This window comes from Desulfosarcina sp. (assembly GCF_033791525.1).
GTDB lineage: Bacteria > Desulfobacterota > Desulfobacteria > Desulfobacterales > Desulfosarcinaceae > Desulfosarcina.
Map to the genome: position 1 here is coordinate 1 of NZ_JASJGN010000470.1, position 15,344 is coordinate 15,344.

Genomic DNA, 15,344 nt, shown 5'->3' on the forward strand with positions numbered 1-15,344 from the left:
ACTATCAGAGCAAGCTGACCCTGATGAGCGAGTCGCTTCGAAACGACGGCCGGGTCTGGGTGCCCAAGCGTCCGGGCGACCGCCGCGCCCCCGGGGAGATCCCTGAGGCTGAGCGGGACTACTACCTGGAGCGCAAATACCCCAGCTTCGGCAACCTGGTCCCCCGGGACGTGGCCTCCAGAAATGCCAAAGAGCAGTGCGATATGGGCAAGGGCGTGGGCGAAACCGGCCAGGCCGTCTATCTCGATTTCGCCGATGCCATCAATCGCGACGGCAGGGATGTCATCGAAAAAAAGTATGGCAACCTGTTCCAGATGTACGAAAAAATAACCGCGGACGACCCATACCAGACCCCCATGATGATCTATCCGGCCATCCACTACACCATGGGTGGCCTGTGGGTGGACTACAACCTGATGAGCACCGTCCCCGGGTTATTTGTCCTTGGCGAAGCCAACTTTTCCGACCACGGGGCCAACCGCCTGGGGGCCAGTGCCCTGATGCAGGGATTGGCGGACGGCTATTTCGTGCTGCCCTATACCATCGGCGGCTACCTGGCCGGCACGTCCAAGGCGGACGTCACCACCGGTCACAAGGCCTTCGATGAATCGGAAAAGCAGGTCACCGGCCGCATCGACCGGCTGCTGTCCATTAACGGCAAACGGACGGTGGACGATTTCCACAAAACATTAGGACGCATCATGTGGGAATACTGCGGAATGGCCAGGAACAACGAAGGCCTTGAAATGGCCCGCGGGATGATCCAGGAACTTCGGGCCGAATTCTGGGAAAATGTGCGGGTGCCCGGGAGCTCGGCCGACTTCAACCAGAGCCTGGAGCGTGCCGGACGCGTGGCTGATTTCCTCGAATTCGGTGAATTGATGATCGTTGATGCGCTGGCGCGTCAGGAATCCTGCGGCGGACACTTCAACGAAGGCTTCGAAACCGAGGAGCACGAGGCCCTCAGGGATGATGACAACTTCTGCCATGCGGCGGCATGGGAACATAGCGGGGACGGCCAGGAACCTGAATTGCACAAAGAACCCCTGGTATTTGAAAACGTCAAACTTACGCAAAGGAGCTACAAGTGACAAAGACGATTAATTTGACACTGAAAGTGTGGCGCCAGAACGGATCCAAAGACAAAGGACGGTTCGACACCTACCGTGCCGAAAACATATCCACCGACATGTCCTTTCTGGAAATGCTGGATGTGGTCAACGACCAGCTGACGATCGATGACAAGGAGCCCATCGCTTTCGATCATGACTGCCGGGAGGGCATCTGTGGCCAGTGTGGCTGTGTGGTAAACGGGCGTGCCCATGGCGCGGAAAAGGGAACGACCCTTTGCCAGCTGCACATGCGCCATTTTGACAACGGCGACACCATCGCCATCGAGCCGTTCCGGGCCATGGCCTTCAAAGTGATCAAGGATCTCGCCGTGGACCGCAGTGCCTTGGACAAGATCATCCAGGCCGGCGGGTATGTTTCAGTCAGCACTGGCGGTGCCCAGGACGCCAATGCAATTTTGGTCCCCCAGGAAGTCGCCGACCTGGCAATGGACGCGGCCCAATGCATCGGCTGCGGTGCCTGCGTGGCCTCCTGTCCCAATGCATCGGCGATGCTCTTTACCAGTGCCAAAGTTTCGCAATTGGCGCTATTGCCCCAGGGAAAACCAGAAGCGGCCAAACGGGCGATCAACATGGTCCGGACCATGGATGAGCTGGGTTTTGGCAACTGCACCAATGAAACGGAATGCGAGGCCGAATGCCCAAAAGAGATCTCCATCACCCATATTGCCCGGCTGAACCGTGAATATTTCAAAGCCGGGTTCTTCTCCTGATTAGATTGGCCAAGCTCCTGCAATGATTGATCAAGATTCCCCGCGACCCCGATGAGCGGGATCTTTGCTTCGCGCCGACAAGCGGCGGGGAATGCGCTCGTCATCGCGTTTCATCGTTGGCAACACCGTTACCCCTCCGGATTTCAACTCGTTTGGGGCATCAGCCAGTCACCTTTTTTTTGAAGGTTACCCATGAACACAATCGCTGGCTATATCGATCGAGTCATTTCATTTTTCGGCGCCGAGGCGTCCCTGTCGAAAAGCTGGGCATACGCGCTCTTGGCCCTGCTTGCCGCCTTGATCCTGTGGTTGATCATCAAATGGATCCTGACTATCCTTGAAAATAAGGTCGTCCATTTCAAGCTCATTCAAGTGCGCAAGGACTTTTTCGTCATCCTGCGCAAATCGGCCGGACTTCTGCTGATATGGCTGGTTGGCGTGATGTGGATCCGGTTGTTTCATTTAACGGCAGTCGAAAACGTGTTTCACGCCGCCTTTATCATCGTTGCGGCCACGCCGGTCAAATCTGTCCTTCTCATTGTCCTGGGATACCTGGAACGCAATCTGGCCAAACGCACGGAAACCGATCTGGACAACATTGTCATCGATCTGCTCAACAAGTTTTCCGGTGCCATTGTCTATACGACGGCAGCGGTCACCGCTCTGGATGTGCTGGGCGTCAACGTGATGCCCTTTATCGCCGGTGCCGGCGTCATGGGGGTTGCCGTGGGTTTTGCCGCCAAAGACACCCTGTCTAACCTCATCGCCGGGATACTTCTCATTATCGACCGGCCTTTCGAAATCGGGGATCGCATCGAGGTGTGGAGCGCACCGGCCGGCAGCGCCTCGTGGGGGGATGTCATCGATATCGGGCTGCGGGCTACTCGCATCAAGACAACGGACAATATCGTGGTGATCATCCCCAACAACGAAATCATGACCCGGGATATCGTCAACTACACCACCATCCACGCTTCCATCCGGGTACGCATCAATATCGGTGTCGCTTACGATGCCGACATAGCCAAAGCCAAGGCACTGATTATCCAGGCCGCCGGCTCGGCCGACTGGATTCTGGCCGAACCGGCGCCCAAGGTGGTGGTGCGCAGTTTTGGCGAGTCATCGGTTGATCTTCAGGCCAGGGTGTGGATCAAAGACGCCCGCAAGCGCATGGATACGATTGACCATATCACCGACACGGTAAAAACCATGTTCGATGAAAACGGGATCGAGATTCCCTTTCCCAAACGGGATATTACCATCGTTGACAGTCACGCCGACAAAGCCCTTCGAATGACAAAAGATGACGCGACCCCTTGATTATTCCCAAATATCAGCGTAGTTCAGCTGTTTTTAAATTTTTCGGAACCGGTTTGGTTGGAATGCCGTCATGAAACTACCCATGGAAACGGTGGCCGGGGGCCTTAATCTTCCCGTGCCTACGATAGAACGGTGGATCCGCCAGGGAAGAATCCCAATCCAACGCAGCGGTGCGGATGTGATCTTCACCCACGCGGCACTGGAAAAATGGGCTGCCACGCATAATCTGCCTTTTTCCCTGAACGGCAATCAGGCTGATGATCTTGCCACCCGAAGCCCTCGATTCCCTGGCTTCGGCAATGCAACGGGGAAAGGTTTGTCACCGGGTAGCCGGTGAAGATGCAGGCGCAGTCTTAAGATCGGCAGTTGCATGCATCGACTTTCTTTCTGCGGATATCCAGGACGAACTTTTAGAGAAACTGATCGAGCGCGAACAGCTGGCTTCCACCGGCATAGGCAACGGCATTGCCATCCCCCACCCCCGGGATCGACTCTCGCGACCTCCCGAAACGCCGGTCATCACCACCTGTTTTCTGGAAAAACCGGTAGATTTCAACGCCATTGACGACCAACCGGTGTCTTTTTTCTTTTTACTGATCAGTCCGACGGTCAAACACCACCTGCACCTGCTTTCCAGGCTCTCCTTTTGCATCCGGGACAAGGCTTTTGTGGCCTTTTTACGTGCGCACCCCGATGCAGCGGCTCTTTTTTCGCGCATTGCCGAGTTTGAAAAACAGCTGGACGATCTCTGATCAACATAAATTTAACTGAAACAACCCCCTAACAAGGCAACACGCTCGGCGTCGTCACTTTTTTTCTGACCGTTTCCCGGCGCCACCCGCGGATCAACCCGAAACCGGAACTGGCTGCACGCCATGATGCGTTTTTTAAAAAAAATGAAATACCCGGGCAGTTGGTCCCTGTTCAGATCCGATGACCGGCTGCTGCTGATGGTCTTCGCTATCATCGTCGGATTTTGCAGCGGTTTGGCGGCCCTGTTATTAAATCACAGCCTGGAAACCATGCTGGAGTGGCTGCATCACTATCGGATTTACTGGTGGGCCATTTTCCTGCCGGCAGCCGGAGCGGCGCTCTCTTCTCTGTTCCTGGAAAAGATCGTCAACGAAGGCGCCGGCCACGGTGTCCTCGAAGTCATTTATGCCGTCTCCCGATATGGCGGTCTGCTGCGCCTGCGCTCCAGTTTTTCCCGTCTGATCTCCAGTTTTCTGACCATCGGCAGCGGCAGATCCGCAGGCCCCGAAGCGCCGGTAGTGATGAGCGGAGCGGCCATTGGATCGAACATCGCCCAGGCCTTTTCGCTCAATGACCGCCAGCGGGTCGCGCTGGTTGGATGCGGGGCGGCAGGCGCCATCGCCGCCATATTCAATGCCCCCATTTCAGGCATGGTGTTTGCCATCGAGGTCATTCTCGGCGAGTGGAGCACAATGAACATCATTCCCATTGCCATTGCCGCAGTGGCCGGAACAGAAGTGAGCCGCCTGCTCAAGGGTAACCAGATCGCCTTTGCCCACAGGGACTTCAACATCCATCTCCACGATATCATGGCCTGCGTCGGACTGGCCGTAATTTGTGCGCTGGCCTCTATCCTGCTGACCCGGGCACTGCGGTCCATGCATCACATGTCTAAGGGCGTTGCCCTGCCCTTGTGGGTCCGCGCCGCCATTGGCGGCAGCATGGTTGGCGTCATCGGTTATTATCTGCCGTATGTTCTCGGTGAAGGCTATCATGCCATCCGCACGGCCATCGAAGGGGGGTTTTCAGGTGGCCTTTTCCTGGTGACCGTGATCGCCCTGGTCAAGATTCTGGCAACTGCGCTGACCTTAGGGTCAGGCGGGTCCGGGGGGCATTTTCGCTCCTTGTCTGGTGATCGGTGCATTCGTGGGCCTGGGTTTTCACCGGTTGATCGCAACGGTGTGGTCCTCGGTGCATTGGGTCAACGAAGGCTGTTTTGCCCTGCTGGGTATGGCTGGTCTGATCAGCGGTATCCTGCAGGCACCGCTTACGGGCATCTTTCTGGTGATTGAGATTACCGGCGGTTACGAAATCATCCTCCCTTTGATCGTTGTCTCAGCCATTTCGACCACGCTGTGCCACTATTTGGAACCGGCTTCCTTTTACTTGAAAGACCTGGTGGAACAGGGCCAACTCCTCCGTCCCGGAACCGATGCCCGGGTGCTGACGGACCTGAGTATTCAAGAGCTGTTGGAAACCGATTGTATCTGCGTTCACCCCAACATGCGCCTGGCGGACTTCATTGGCATTGTTAAATCCTCTCACCGCAACTACTTCCCCGTTGAAGATCAGCAAAGCCGTCAGTTTGTCGGTATGATTCACCTGGATGACATCCGGCCCTACCTGTTCGACCCGGCCATGCACCACGCGGTACTCACCGGCCAGCTGATGAACCCCCATGTAAAAACGGTATCCCTGCATGATGACCTGTCAGAAGTTCTGCAGAAAATGGACGACGGCCACATTTTTAGCATGCCAGTGGTTTCGGACAACCATTTTTTAGGTATGATATCAAAAGCCACCTTACTGGATCAGTACAGGAAAGAACTGATGGTGCAAACCGGTCGGAGTTGAAGGGTGAAAGCGGTCCAGCACCGGCTCAGACAGAAGAATGAGAAAAGGAGAAACGCGCATGGCACAAAAATTGTTTCATATCTTCAGAAATACGCCGCTGGGCAGAGAGACCCTGCTCCAGTCCATCTATTTCTGCCAGAAGATTGGCGTGCTGCCAACCATCTATATTCCAGAATTTACAAAATTTTTAATGTACTTTGAAAATGACGTGGTTCAGGTGGATCTGGATCCATCGTACCTCAACGATCCGGACACCGCCGTCACACACGTGGAGCAACTGCTCAAGGAGGCAATGATCAAGCCGGACCTGTTCACGCCGAAGAATTACACCGCCTCCACACTCCCTGACATTCCCACCAGTTTTGAGTTTATGTGCTGTCCACGAAGCATCAGCGATCTTTCCTCAAAAATCGGCCTGGGCTACATCGGCCCGCGGGTTCGCCGAATCATCCAGGCGGCCCGTTTTCCCGTGTTGATTACCAGCCCGGTATACAAACCCTGGCAGAATATCGCCGTCTTTTTCGGCGGCTCTGCCAATGCGGTCAACGCCCTGAGATTGGGAATCAGGCTCGCCAAAATAGCCGGCATGCCCCTGGACATCTACACCCAGCTGGGTAAAAACACGCCCGCGGAATACCGGTCCATTGTCCAGGACAAGGGCTTGGAAAAGCCGCTGAAAAGCGTTCTGGATCAATGGACGTTTTTCGAAAAGGGCCGCTTCGAGGATAACCTGTATGCAGTCCCCCATGATGCCCTGGTCATCCTGGGGGCTTACGGTCACGGGATTATCCGGGATATCATGTTCGGCAGCATGATGGAAAAAATCCAATCAACCATTTCAAACAACCTGCTCATCGCCGGCCCCAAGTACACGTTGATTGGCTAAGCAGTCGTCGTTTCATTTTAATGCGCGCAAAAAAAACCTCCCGACGGCCGCGGCGGCCGTCGGGAGGTTTGTCTTTTCTCACCACTGGGACAGTTAACTGCCCACGAGTGTCATCAATATTTCATGTACTGCTGCGGTGTGTTTTCGGCGATGAACTTGGTAGCCTGGTAAAGGCAGGTCCGGATGGCTTTTTCCATGGGCGTTTTCGCATATCCGCCCAGACCGCCACCCATGCCGCCGCTGCCGCCAAAGCCGGCCAGCATCGCCCCGAGGTTCACGTCCTTGGCCACGCCCTCCACGCGGGTGGCCGCCAGCACCTCAGATGTCTGGGTGTCGACGATACGAATATCCATGGCTATTGTCGATTTGCTGTAAGCTCCTTTGACAGCGCCGAAGAGCGCAGAGGCTTGGCCCAGCATCCCACCACCGCCAAGGCCCCCGCCGCCGCCTGACGAACCCGGCTCCCATCCGGTGACCGCGCCCATCACCAGAAGATCGGCCCCCTTTACGCCGCCCTTGGTAACGCCGGTCTTGTCGGTATATCCCGATCCGGTAAGCGCCATTTCGCTTTTCAAAGAATCAATATTCTGACGTTCCAGTACCCGGTATCGTTTGCTCTGGACCATGGCCGTAGTGAGCATGTCTCGCAGACCGGTGGTATATCCGGAGCTTTCGGATGAAGCGATGGTCATGGTCTGACCGCCGAAACCGATTTTTGTGGTCCGGCTGCTCTCATCGACCTTCCATTCGAAATCCGCTACGGCTACCCGTGCCCGGGGGCCACTGTAGGGGGGAAGCCCCATTTCCTCACCCGTGTCGATTTTTGCCTCGGGTTTGACCATGCTTTCCATGCATCCGCAAAAAGCAAGCGGAACCAAAAGGAAGAACAGCATTCTCAACATCGCCTTCTTGTTCATCGCACAGCCTCCATGGGTTATTACAACTGTTTGTTTTGCTATCGAAAAAATAACTATCAGCGATTGTTTTCATTTTGTTGCATAATTCTTCCGGGGTGTCAAGGCGACGTTGGAGCAACAGGGAAAACACCTTGCATATCCTAACCGATTGTGCTCCATATTATAGGCAACAATGGCACAATTGAAAGCGATCAACCAGGAGAAAACCATGAATAGGAATTCAGTGGGACCGGTCATGAGTCAGAAAATATTTTCCATGAATCTGGGTGTTGAAACGGTCTCTCTCTATCTGTTGTGCTGTGCAGTGGCCGATGCGGGTGCAGCGGTCACCCGGACAACGCTGCAGGGAAAATGGAACGGGAGCCTGACCACACTTGAACAAGAACTTCGCCGGCTGGAGAGCAGAAATATCTTGGAAAGCGAGGGCGACGATTCGCAAGGCGAGCATGTGTACCGGATGGTGGATGAAAAGAAGTGGCGTTGAGGCCGGTGAACGGATTTATGCTGCCCGCATTCTCTACCGCTCAAGGGCTTTTTTCACGCATTCAAGGATCTTGTGATCCGGCGCATCGGCGTCCATTCCCGGGCAGGATGCCGCCATGGACCGCCAGTTGCCCACATCGACCAGAATGCTGCGGACAAAGGGCCACTGCCGGCACATTTTCGGCTTTACCGGATGAATGATGCAGACCTTGTCCCAGAAAATGCAGTAACCGTTATCCCCCTGGGCGATCAGGCGTCTGCCGCCGGACCGGCGGGTGTAGTGCGCCACCAGCCGATCGGCCGATAACCCCAGGTAGTGAGAAATCGCATCGATGTCCGTCCCAGACAGGTAGGTGCCGCCATAACCGTTGCAGCAGTCGCCGCAAAGGGTGCAGGCAAACAATGATTCGCAGGAGTCGTCATCAGATTCCATGACGGCTCTCCATCGCGCGCTTCAGGGTCACCTGATCCACGTATTTTAAATCTCCGCCCATAGGCACACCCGAAGCAATGCGTGTCACCTCCACCGGCATGGGGGCCAGAATCCCGGCAATGTATGCCGCCGTGGATTCCCCTTCCACATTCGTCCCGGTAGCCAGGATGATCTCGCGGACATCTTCTTTTTCCACCCGGGTCGCCAGTTCCGCAATTTTAATATCGTCGGGCCCGATGCCATCCATGGGAGAAAGGACCCCCCCCAGGACATGGTAGCGACCCCTGAAGGCGCCGGATTTTTCGATGGATGCCATGTCGGCCGGCTGTTCCACGACGCAGATCAGGCCGCTTTCACGGGAGGGGTCATTGCAAATCCGGCACAGGACATCGTCACTGAGGGCGAAGCATCGGCTGCATAGCCGCAGCTTTTCTTTCAGTTCCACAATGCTTCTGGCCAGTCGATGGGCATCTTCGTTCGGTTGCTGAAGAATGTGCATCGCCAACCGCTCGGCGGTTTTCTGGCCGATGCCCGGCAGTCGGGCCAGGCTTCTGATCAGGGTTTTGATTGAGCTAGGGTAGTATTCCATCACATCAGGCCGGGAATCTTCATTCCGCCGGTGAGTTTTCCCATTTCTCCGGAAACCATTTCCTGGGATTTAACCAGTGCATCATTGACCGCGGCTAGCACCAGGTCCTGGAGCATCTCTACATCATCGGGATCCACCACTTCCTTTTCTATCTTTATCGAAACGATCTGCTGGGCACCGTTGGCCACGACGGAGATCATACCCCCGCCGGCCGTGGTCTCAATGGTTTTAGTGGCCAGTTCCTCCTGCATGCGCAGCATCTTGGATTGAAGTTTCTGGGCCTGCTTCATCATGTTTCCCATGCCCTTCATAGGCTTTTCCTCCTATCTGATTTTTATCTCTTCGATTTTCCCGCTGAAAATCTCTACTGCATCTGCCAGCAGCGGGTGATTGAGCAGTTTCTGTCTGATGTCATCCGCCTTCTGTTTCGCCGATGTTGCGGGATTCAGTTCCGTGTCACCGCTAAAAAAGTCAACATGGATTCCCCGGCCGGCATGTTCGCGGCAAACGGCGTCGATCATGGATAAATTCTTTTTGACCAGGTTCATCGAATAGTCGTTGTCACTCACTTTCACCGTAAAGGCTTGCTCCGACACGGATACCAGTTGCGACCGGGAAAGCGCCGCGGCAATGGACGGTTTGGTTTCTGCGATACGCGCAATGATCCTGCGCCAGGCATCATTGCCGGGGCTATGGTCACCCGGTTGAACCCTTTCGGGGTCAGGGAGAGGTTCGTTGCCTGCAGGTGCCGGTGCAGCCGCAGGCTCATTTGTTTTGGATGTGCGGCGTGGTTCAGCCGTCGGTTGTGTCATGGCATCCCCATAGGCAGATTGCGCCTCAACGATACCCGGCACTGGCCTCTGGGTCGGATCGTGTATGAGACGGTCCAACTGTTCGATCAACAAATCGATGGGCAACGCCGGTGTGATTTGTTGAATCTTGAAAAAGGCCATCTCGATAGCCAGCCTGGGCTGTGAAGCATACCGGACGCTGGGCTCGGCATTAAACAGCAAGGTGAACACCTGATCGATAAAGGCTATGGAAACCCCTTTAACCTGCCGGGCCAGGGTTTCAATTTCGTTGGGGGGAAGATCCACCAGCATGTCTGGCCGGGCCTTCATTTTGACGAGCATCAGGTGACGAAAATGCAGCAGCAGATCCGCGTAGAAGCGCTTCAGATCCTGACCATTTTTGAAAACGGCGTCGATGAGGGCCAAGGTTCGAGAGATATCTCTGGCAAAGGTTGCCTCGGAGAGATCGTAAAGCACCTGACGATCCATCCCCCCCAGCAGATTCATCACATATTCATCGTCTATCTGACCGTCTCTGCTGGCCATGACCTGGTCCAGCAGGCTCAGCGCATCGCGCATGCTGCCGCCGGATTCTCTTGCAATGGCCCACAGATTGCCCGAGGAGATGGATACCGCTTCCTGCCGGCAAAGGGCTTCCATATGCTGCGAGATGGCTGCGATCTCGATACGCCTCAGGTCGTGGCGCTGACATCGTGAAAGTATCGTGATGGGAATTTTGTGGGCCTCGGTGGTGGCGAAGAAAAACAATACATGGGCCGGCGGCTCTTCCAGCGTCTTGAGCAGGGCATTGAATGCAGCAATGCTTAACATGTGAACTTCATCAATAATGTAGATCTTGTAGCGGCTGTGAGCCGGCATGTATCGACTGTTGTCCCGGAGTTCTCTGACCTGGTCCACACTGTTGTTGGAGGCACCGTCGATCTCGAAAACATCCACACCACGGCCAGCCGTGATGTCCTGACAGGAGCGGCAGGCATTGCAAGGGGTCGGCGTCGGTCCGGATTCACAGTTCACGGCCTTGGCCAGTATCCGGGCAATTGTGGTTTTGCCGGTTCCCCGCGGTCCGGAAAACAAGATGGCATGCGCCACCCGGTTACCACTGATGGCATTTTTCAGGGTCCGGGTGACATGTTCTTGGCCGACCACTTCCTCAAATGTCTGTGGCCGGTATTTTCGCGCTAAAACTAAATAAGCCATTTAAGCTTTTCCTTGGGCCTGTTTTTAAACGTTTCAGTTCGGTCAAGATCAAGGCGGGCGATCATTTCAACCGGAGGCATGCGTATGGTATGTCGAGGATTGAAACCGTCGCCAAACACAGATATAGGACGAAACGGGGCACTTTTAAAATTGGCCCCCTTGAACGCCGATTTGCCGCCCAATTGTATCCCATGCACCGACGGGTGGCAACCCACGATCTCCCGGGTCCGCCCGTCAGGGGGCAGGAAAGGCGGTCTGAAAAACACGGATGTGGGAAAAAGGGGGGGACAGATGCAAAAGTTTATGGCGGAGAGAGAGGGATTCGAACCCTCGGTGCCGCTATAAACGACACACACGATTTCCAGTCGTGCTCCTTCAGCCAACTCGGACATCTCTCCGCATGGGGCAGACTAATCTGAACGGTTCTGGTGAAAGCCTTCTTCGGAAAATGGCGGAGAGGGTGGGATTCGAACCCACGGCTCGGGTATACCGAGCACCGGTTTTCGAGACCGGCGCCTTCAGCCAGCTCGGCCACCTCTCCTTTCCCCTCACAGGCACCAGCATAAAAAAGCACTCGATATCCTTTTTGTGCTCGGTTTGTCAACCCTCAAGTTGGGCTTTTGGCAAGGACCAACCGACCCCAAAAAAGCCGCAATTGGATTATTCTTGAACTGGCAAGGTCTCTTATAGTATTGATCTCGATTTGGCATCCGTGTAGACAAAAAAGAAAGGAAATGCAAACCCATGGCAACCGTCTTGCCCTTGAAGGGAATCCTCTATAATCCGGAAAAAATTGCCGACAGTGCGCAAGTCACCACACCGCCCTATGATGTGATCGCGCCTGATGAACAGGCAGCCTATTACGAAAGGCATCCATACAATGTCATCCGTCTGATTCTCGGCCGGACCCAAGCAACCGACACCGCCTCGGACAATCCCCATACCCGCTCGGCAAACTTTTACCGGCAATGGATGGCTGACGGCATTCTCAAACAGGAAGACCAACCTGCCCTGTATCTCAAGGCCATCACCTACGCCCATGAAGAAAAAAAAATTACCCGCTATGGACTGATTGCGCGGGTCGGCCTCGAACCATTCGAAAAACGCATTATTCTCCCCCATGAGAAGACCTTTTCGAAAGTCCGGTCCGAAAGACTCCAGTTGATGAAAGCCACCCATTGCAACTATTGCCCCATCTTCTCATTGTATCCGGATGATGGGAATATATTGGGCACCCTCGAACAGGCCGCAGACAATTCCGCACCCATCGTCGACTTCACAGACGATCAGGACCACCGGCACCAGTTGTGGCGAATCCTCGATCCGGCAGTCCACCGCCAGGTGGCCGCAGCCATGCAAGACAAACGGCTGTTTATCGCCGACGGACACCACCGCTATGAAACCGCATTGAATTTCAGAAAGCATCTTAAAGAAACGGAACCATCCTTCAACGACCGCCATCCGGCAAACTACGTCCTAATGTACCTGTGCAGCATGAGCGATCCGGGGCTGATCATCCTGCCCGCCCACCGCCTTCTTAAGGCAGTCAGCGCTGCGGATCTGCGACAGGCGATGGTTAAGGTCGGCAGCTACTTCGAGGTTTCCCGACACCCCTTTACGGCCGGCGACCGCCAGCGGGTTGAACGAGACTTTATGGCCGCACTGAACGACGGGGGACCCCGGCAGCGCTTGGGCATCTATGCCCACAGGTCGCCGATTTTTTATTTACTGACCCTCAAGCCCGGCGTTATGGATCGGTTGTTCTCAGATCAGTTGGATGCGTCGCTGCGGTTGTTGGATGTGACGGTGCTGACCCGCCTGTTATTTATGAAGATTCTTGGATTTGACCAAAATCGACTGGACAACGAACAGCTCATCGGCTACGCCAGCACCGCGGACAAGGCTTTTCATGCTATCGATACCGGCACCTATGATGTGGCATTTATCCTCAACCCCACCCGGATCGAGCAGGTTCAGGAGGTCGCCCAGAAAGGATTGATCATGCCCCGGAAATCAACCTATTTCTATCCAAAAGTTAAATCGGGGCTGGTGATGAACACGCTGAAGGAATAGGCACGCTTCCAGATGACCCCTGCAGACACCCCTATTGGTGACGCGTCAATCGGTTAAGCCGGAAAACATCGATTCAAGGGCCCGGGTATAGGTACCGTCCTCATGATACAGGCAAAGCGGCGGGCCGACGTCAAGCCCCGGACGCCCGCCCTTGATCCCTGTAACCAAAACCAGCCTTGCCGGGAATGCCGGTTTGGCGTGGATCATCGTCAGGTATTTAGGCTCTATCCCTGTCGAGCGCATGGCCGTCAGGAGGTCAATGCTTCGAACGGACGGATAAATGATGGAAAACCGTCCGGACTTGCGCAACATCCGCCGGGCAGTCCGCAACACGGTATCCAGATCGGTTTTTATTTCATGCCGCGCTACGGCCCTCTGGCTGTCGGTATTGATTCTGCCGCTGCCCCGTTTACGATAGGGCGGGTTGGTCACCACCCAGTCAACCGGTCCACCGATATCCGCCAGTAACAATTTCCCAATGTCCTTGTCTACGATTTGAACCCGGTCAGATAGGCAGTTGTCGGCAACATTTCGTCGGGCAAGTCTGGATAGTGAGGGTTGGATTTCCACACCAATCACGCGGATCTCCGGATGCCGGAACGCCAGCATAACGGGAATCACGCCACAACCGGTTCCCAGATCCAATACGGTCTCGCCGGGTGCTGGACAGGCCAGATGGGAGAGAATAACCGCATCGATGGAAAACCGATAACCTGAGGCGGGTTGATTCAGGACGATTTTGCCATTAAAAAAATGATCGCGGGTCAGCGATTCCATGGTGCTTTATATCAGACCAATTTTGAACTTGATATCCTCGATCCGTTCGTTTGTCAGGCTGTGGTTGAGCTTTTCAAGCAGTTCGATTTTCAGAAACCGGAGCTGATGCAGCCACGCGGAACTGGACACATGCACCAACAGAAGGGATCCCTTGACGGCGAAGGGTTTCGCGTTTTCCGAAATCGGCGGTCCCACCGCTTTCTCCCACACATTGACCAGGTGCAGGATACCGCCACCGGTCTCGGACCGGCATTGATCGAGAATGGAACCCAGCACCTGGCCAATGGGTGTGAACGTGTTGTTCGGCTGACGCTTTTTCTCCATGCTGGATCAATCTCCTCTGAGGCCAAGGGAAAAACAAAATTGAACAAGAGTGGCCATAGAGCCGGTATAGAAACTGTCCTCCAAGAAGTCAACACAAACCCGATCCAGCCCAGTTCCGAGTAAATCAGAGGGGTGCTTCCCATTGATTTCTCTTGACTTAACAGGATGTCAATCTTAAATTAACCTACTATTTAAGAATCGTCTATAGCCAGCAGTAATTCGTCTTTTCACCGAGATTCAAAAACCACACCGTTTAAACGGGGCAAACCCTTAATACCACAAAGGGGCGATCGGTAAAACCAACGATCATGATGACGGCGAAAAGAACCATTGTAGCATCACTATTACACAAGGATAAAAAATGGCTTGGGATTGGGAAAAGTTAAACCGTCAGCACCAGCAGCAACCCGGCGGCGTTCCTCCGCAAATGGATGATATCATCAATCAGTTGAAAAAATTCAAACCGCCGGGCGGTTCGTTGCTGATTATCGTTGTCGTCGCTGCGCTGATGATCGGCTACTCCGTTTTTTTTACCATCGAGTCCGGTTCGGTCGGGGTAGTTCAGCGATTCGGCAAATTCGTCCGAATCGCCGAGCCGGGCCCCAACTTCAAACTGCCCTTCGGCATCGAGAAAGTCACCAAAGTGCGTCAGGACCGCGTCTACAAGGAAGAGTTCGGTTTCCAGTCGGAGCGCAGCGAAATCGATGGCAGGTTCACTTCGGCCTCGGACACGGCCAACATTTCCCTGATGCTCACCGGCGACCTGAATGTGGCGGTGGTGCCGTGGATCGTTCAGTACAAGATCAAGGATCCTTATAATTTTCTGTTCAAAGTAAAAGATGCTAACGGACTGCTGCGGGACCTGTCGGAATCCAGTATGCGGCTGGTGGTTGGGGATAGAAGCATCAACGAGGTGATCACCAAGCGCGATGAAATTGCCGTGGAAACGCATCGGGTTCTCCAGATTGAGTTGGACAAGGCCGTAACAGGCAACAATGTCGTCACCGTGGAGATGAAAAAGACCAATGGGCCCACACCGGTGCAAGCCTCATACAATGAAGTCAACCAGGCCACGCAGGAGAA

At 54.6% G+C, this 15,344-nt stretch carries 17 protein-coding genes, 2 tRNA genes and 1 pseudogene; 11 read left to right on the forward strand and 9 right to left on the reverse strand.

The features are described from left to right. The 8 genes and pseudogenes from sdhA to QNK41_RS22210 form a co-directional block, all read left to right on the forward strand. Window positions 1-1,091, forward strand: a 1,091-nt coding sequence (gene sdhA, locus QNK41_RS22180) for a succinate dehydrogenase (quinone) flavoprotein subunit (protein ID WP_319261820.1), incomplete at its 5' end; no start/stop codon positions are given. 8 nt (window positions 1,092-1,099) lie between these two features. Further along, entirely contained in the window at window positions 1,100-1,843 is a 744-nt protein-coding gene (locus QNK41_RS22185; RefSeq protein ID WP_413815193.1) for a succinate dehydrogenase/fumarate reductase iron-sulfur subunit, read from the forward strand. A 192-nt stretch (window positions 1,844-2,035) separates the two neighbouring features. Next, entirely contained in the window at window positions 2,036-3,163 is a 1,128-nt protein-coding gene (locus QNK41_RS22190) for a mechanosensitive ion channel family protein (RefSeq protein WP_319261826.1), read from the forward strand. 82 nt (window positions 3,164-3,245) lie between these two features. Further along, window positions 3,246-3,500 carry a helix-turn-helix domain-containing protein gene (locus QNK41_RS23175; RefSeq protein WP_413815194.1) on the forward strand — a complete coding sequence of 85 codons (255 nt, stop codon included), beginning with the start codon at window positions 3,246-3,248 and terminating at the stop codon, window positions 3,498-3,500. Beyond that, window positions 3,421-3,915, forward strand: a complete 495-nt coding sequence (locus tag QNK41_RS22195) for a PTS sugar transporter subunit IIA (protein WP_319261829.1) — start codon at window positions 3,421-3,423, stop codon at window positions 3,913-3,915. The genes QNK41_RS23175 and QNK41_RS22195 overlap by 80 nt, the downstream gene beginning before the upstream one ends. Window positions 3,916-4,185: 270 nt before the next feature. After that, window positions 4,186-4,953 (forward strand): annotated as a pseudogene (locus tag QNK41_RS22200) (chloride channel protein); the annotation flags it as partial. A gap of 109 nt (window positions 4,954-5,062) precedes the next feature. Continuing rightward, the gene (locus QNK41_RS22205) at window positions 5,063-5,770 is read left to right on the forward strand and encodes a CBS domain-containing protein (RefSeq protein WP_319261832.1); all 708 of its coding nucleotides are present in this window, start codon (window positions 5,063-5,065) and stop codon (window positions 5,768-5,770) included. A gap of 58 nt (window positions 5,771-5,828) precedes the next feature. Beyond that, on the forward strand, window positions 5,829-6,656 hold the full coding sequence (locus QNK41_RS22210; protein WP_319261835.1) for a universal stress protein: 828 nt from the start codon (window positions 5,829-5,831) through the stop codon (window positions 6,654-6,656). Window positions 6,657-6,769: 113 nt separating this feature from the next. Here QNK41_RS22210 and QNK41_RS22215 read toward each other — a convergent pair whose 3' ends face one another. Further along, window positions 6,770-7,573: a CsgG/HfaB family protein gene (locus tag QNK41_RS22215; protein ID WP_319261837.1), complete on the reverse strand. Its 804-nt coding sequence runs from the start codon at window positions 7,571-7,573 to the stop codon at window positions 6,770-6,772. 208 nt (window positions 7,574-7,781) lie between these two features. Between QNK41_RS22215 and QNK41_RS22220 the strand changes: the two genes are divergently transcribed. Next, a complete protein-coding gene (locus tag QNK41_RS22220) occupies window positions 7,782-8,057 on the forward strand; it encodes a hypothetical protein (RefSeq protein ID WP_319261840.1) in 276 nt (91 codons plus the stop codon). A gap of 33 nt (window positions 8,058-8,090) precedes the next feature. On the opposite strand, the gene QNK41_RS22225 is transcribed toward QNK41_RS22220, so the two are convergent. From QNK41_RS22225 to QNK41_RS22250, 6 genes are all read right to left on the reverse strand, one after another. After that, window positions 8,091-8,489 (reverse strand): YkgJ family cysteine cluster protein, encoded by a 399-nt coding sequence (locus tag QNK41_RS22225; RefSeq protein ID WP_319261843.1) that lies wholly within the window; start codon window positions 8,487-8,489, stop codon window positions 8,091-8,093. After that, window positions 8,479-9,078 carry a recombination mediator RecR gene (recR, locus tag QNK41_RS22230; RefSeq protein ID WP_319261847.1) on the reverse strand — a complete coding sequence of 200 codons (600 nt, stop codon included), beginning with the start codon at window positions 9,076-9,078 and terminating at the stop codon, window positions 8,479-8,481. The genes QNK41_RS22225 and recR overlap by 11 nt, the downstream gene beginning before the upstream one ends. Further along, the gene (locus QNK41_RS22235) at window positions 9,078-9,389 is read right to left on the reverse strand and encodes a YbaB/EbfC family nucleoid-associated protein (protein WP_319261850.1); all 312 of its coding nucleotides are present in this window, start codon (window positions 9,387-9,389) and stop codon (window positions 9,078-9,080) included. The genes recR and QNK41_RS22235 overlap by 1 nt, the downstream gene beginning before the upstream one ends. Before the next feature lie 12 nt (window positions 9,390-9,401). After that, window positions 9,402-11,087, reverse strand: coding sequence for a DNA polymerase III subunit gamma/tau (gene dnaX, locus QNK41_RS22240; RefSeq protein WP_319261852.1), 1,686 nt, complete (start codon window positions 11,085-11,087; stop codon window positions 9,402-9,404). Between the two features lie 304 nt (window positions 11,088-11,391). Then, a tRNA-Ser gene (locus QNK41_RS22245) sits at window positions 11,392-11,485 on the reverse strand. A gap of 51 nt (window positions 11,486-11,536) precedes the next feature. After that, a tRNA-Ser gene (locus QNK41_RS22250) sits at window positions 11,537-11,628 on the reverse strand. Window positions 11,629-11,831: 203 nt separating this feature from the next. On the opposite strand from QNK41_RS22250, the gene QNK41_RS22255 reads away from it, so the two are divergent. Continuing rightward, the gene (locus QNK41_RS22255) at window positions 11,832-13,160 is read left to right on the forward strand and encodes a DUF1015 domain-containing protein (RefSeq protein ID WP_319261856.1); all 1,329 of its coding nucleotides are present in this window, start codon (window positions 11,832-11,834) and stop codon (window positions 13,158-13,160) included. Window positions 13,161-13,205: 45 nt separating this feature from the next. Here the strand turns inward: QNK41_RS22255 and QNK41_RS22260 are convergent, their stop codons facing one another. Together QNK41_RS22260 and QNK41_RS22265 are read right to left on the reverse strand one after the other, a co-directional pair. Next, on the reverse strand, window positions 13,206-13,937 hold the full coding sequence (locus QNK41_RS22260) for a tRNA1(Val) (adenine(37)-N6)-methyltransferase (protein ID WP_319261859.1): 732 nt from the start codon (window positions 13,935-13,937) through the stop codon (window positions 13,206-13,208). A 6-nt stretch (window positions 13,938-13,943) separates the two neighbouring features. Then, complete coding sequence (locus QNK41_RS22265) at window positions 13,944-14,261, reverse strand: DUF721 domain-containing protein (protein WP_319261861.1); 318 nt, start codon at window positions 14,259-14,261, stop codon at window positions 13,944-13,946. Between the two features lie 361 nt (window positions 14,262-14,622). Here QNK41_RS22265 and QNK41_RS22270 point away from each other — a divergent pair. After that, window positions 14,623-15,344 (forward strand): protease modulator HflK (locus tag QNK41_RS22270; RefSeq protein ID WP_319261864.1); only part of this gene is annotated, 722 nt, incomplete at its 3' end.

Bases quoted from the DNA above. Each gene is read 5' to 3' on its own strand.
- QNK41_RS22195 (WP_319261829.1), top strand. From the start codon at position 3,421: ATGATCTTGCCACCCGAAGCCCTCGATTCCCTGGCTTCGGCAATGCAA.
- QNK41_RS22215 (WP_319261837.1), bottom strand. From the start codon at position 7,573: ATGAACAAGAAGGCGATGTTGAGAATGCTGTTCTTCCTTTTGGTTCCG.
- QNK41_RS22265 (WP_319261861.1), bottom strand. From the start codon at position 14,261: ATGGAGAAAAAGCGTCAGCCGAACAACACGTTCACACCCATTGGCCAG.
- QNK41_RS22190 (WP_319261826.1), top strand. From the start codon at position 2,036: ATGAACACAATCGCTGGCTATATCGATCGAGTCATTTCATTTTTCGGC.
- QNK41_RS22255 (WP_319261856.1), top strand. From the start codon at position 11,832: ATGGCAACCGTCTTGCCCTTGAAGGGAATCCTCTATAATCCGGAAAAA.
- QNK41_RS22225 (WP_319261843.1), bottom strand. From the start codon at position 8,489: ATGGAATCTGATGACGACTCCTGCGAATCATTGTTTGCCTGCACCCTT.
- QNK41_RS23175 (WP_413815194.1), top strand. From the start codon at position 3,246: ATGGAAACGGTGGCCGGGGGCCTTAATCTTCCCGTGCCTACGATAGAA.
- QNK41_RS22235 (WP_319261850.1), bottom strand. From the start codon at position 9,389: ATGAAGGGCATGGGAAACATGATGAAGCAGGCCCAGAAACTTCAATCC.
- QNK41_RS22260 (WP_319261859.1), bottom strand. From the start codon at position 13,937: ATGGAATCGCTGACCCGCGATCATTTTTTTAATGGCAAAATCGTCCTG.
- dnaX (WP_319261852.1), bottom strand. From the start codon at position 11,087: ATGGCTTATTTAGTTTTAGCGCGAAAATACCGGCCACAGACATTTGAG.
- QNK41_RS22220 (WP_319261840.1), top strand. From the start codon at position 7,782: ATGAATAGGAATTCAGTGGGACCGGTCATGAGTCAGAAAATATTTTCC.
- QNK41_RS22210 (WP_319261835.1), top strand. From the start codon at position 5,829: ATGGCACAAAAATTGTTTCATATCTTCAGAAATACGCCGCTGGGCAGA.
- recR (WP_319261847.1), bottom strand. From the start codon at position 9,078: ATGGAATACTACCCTAGCTCAATCAAAACCCTGATCAGAAGCCTGGCC.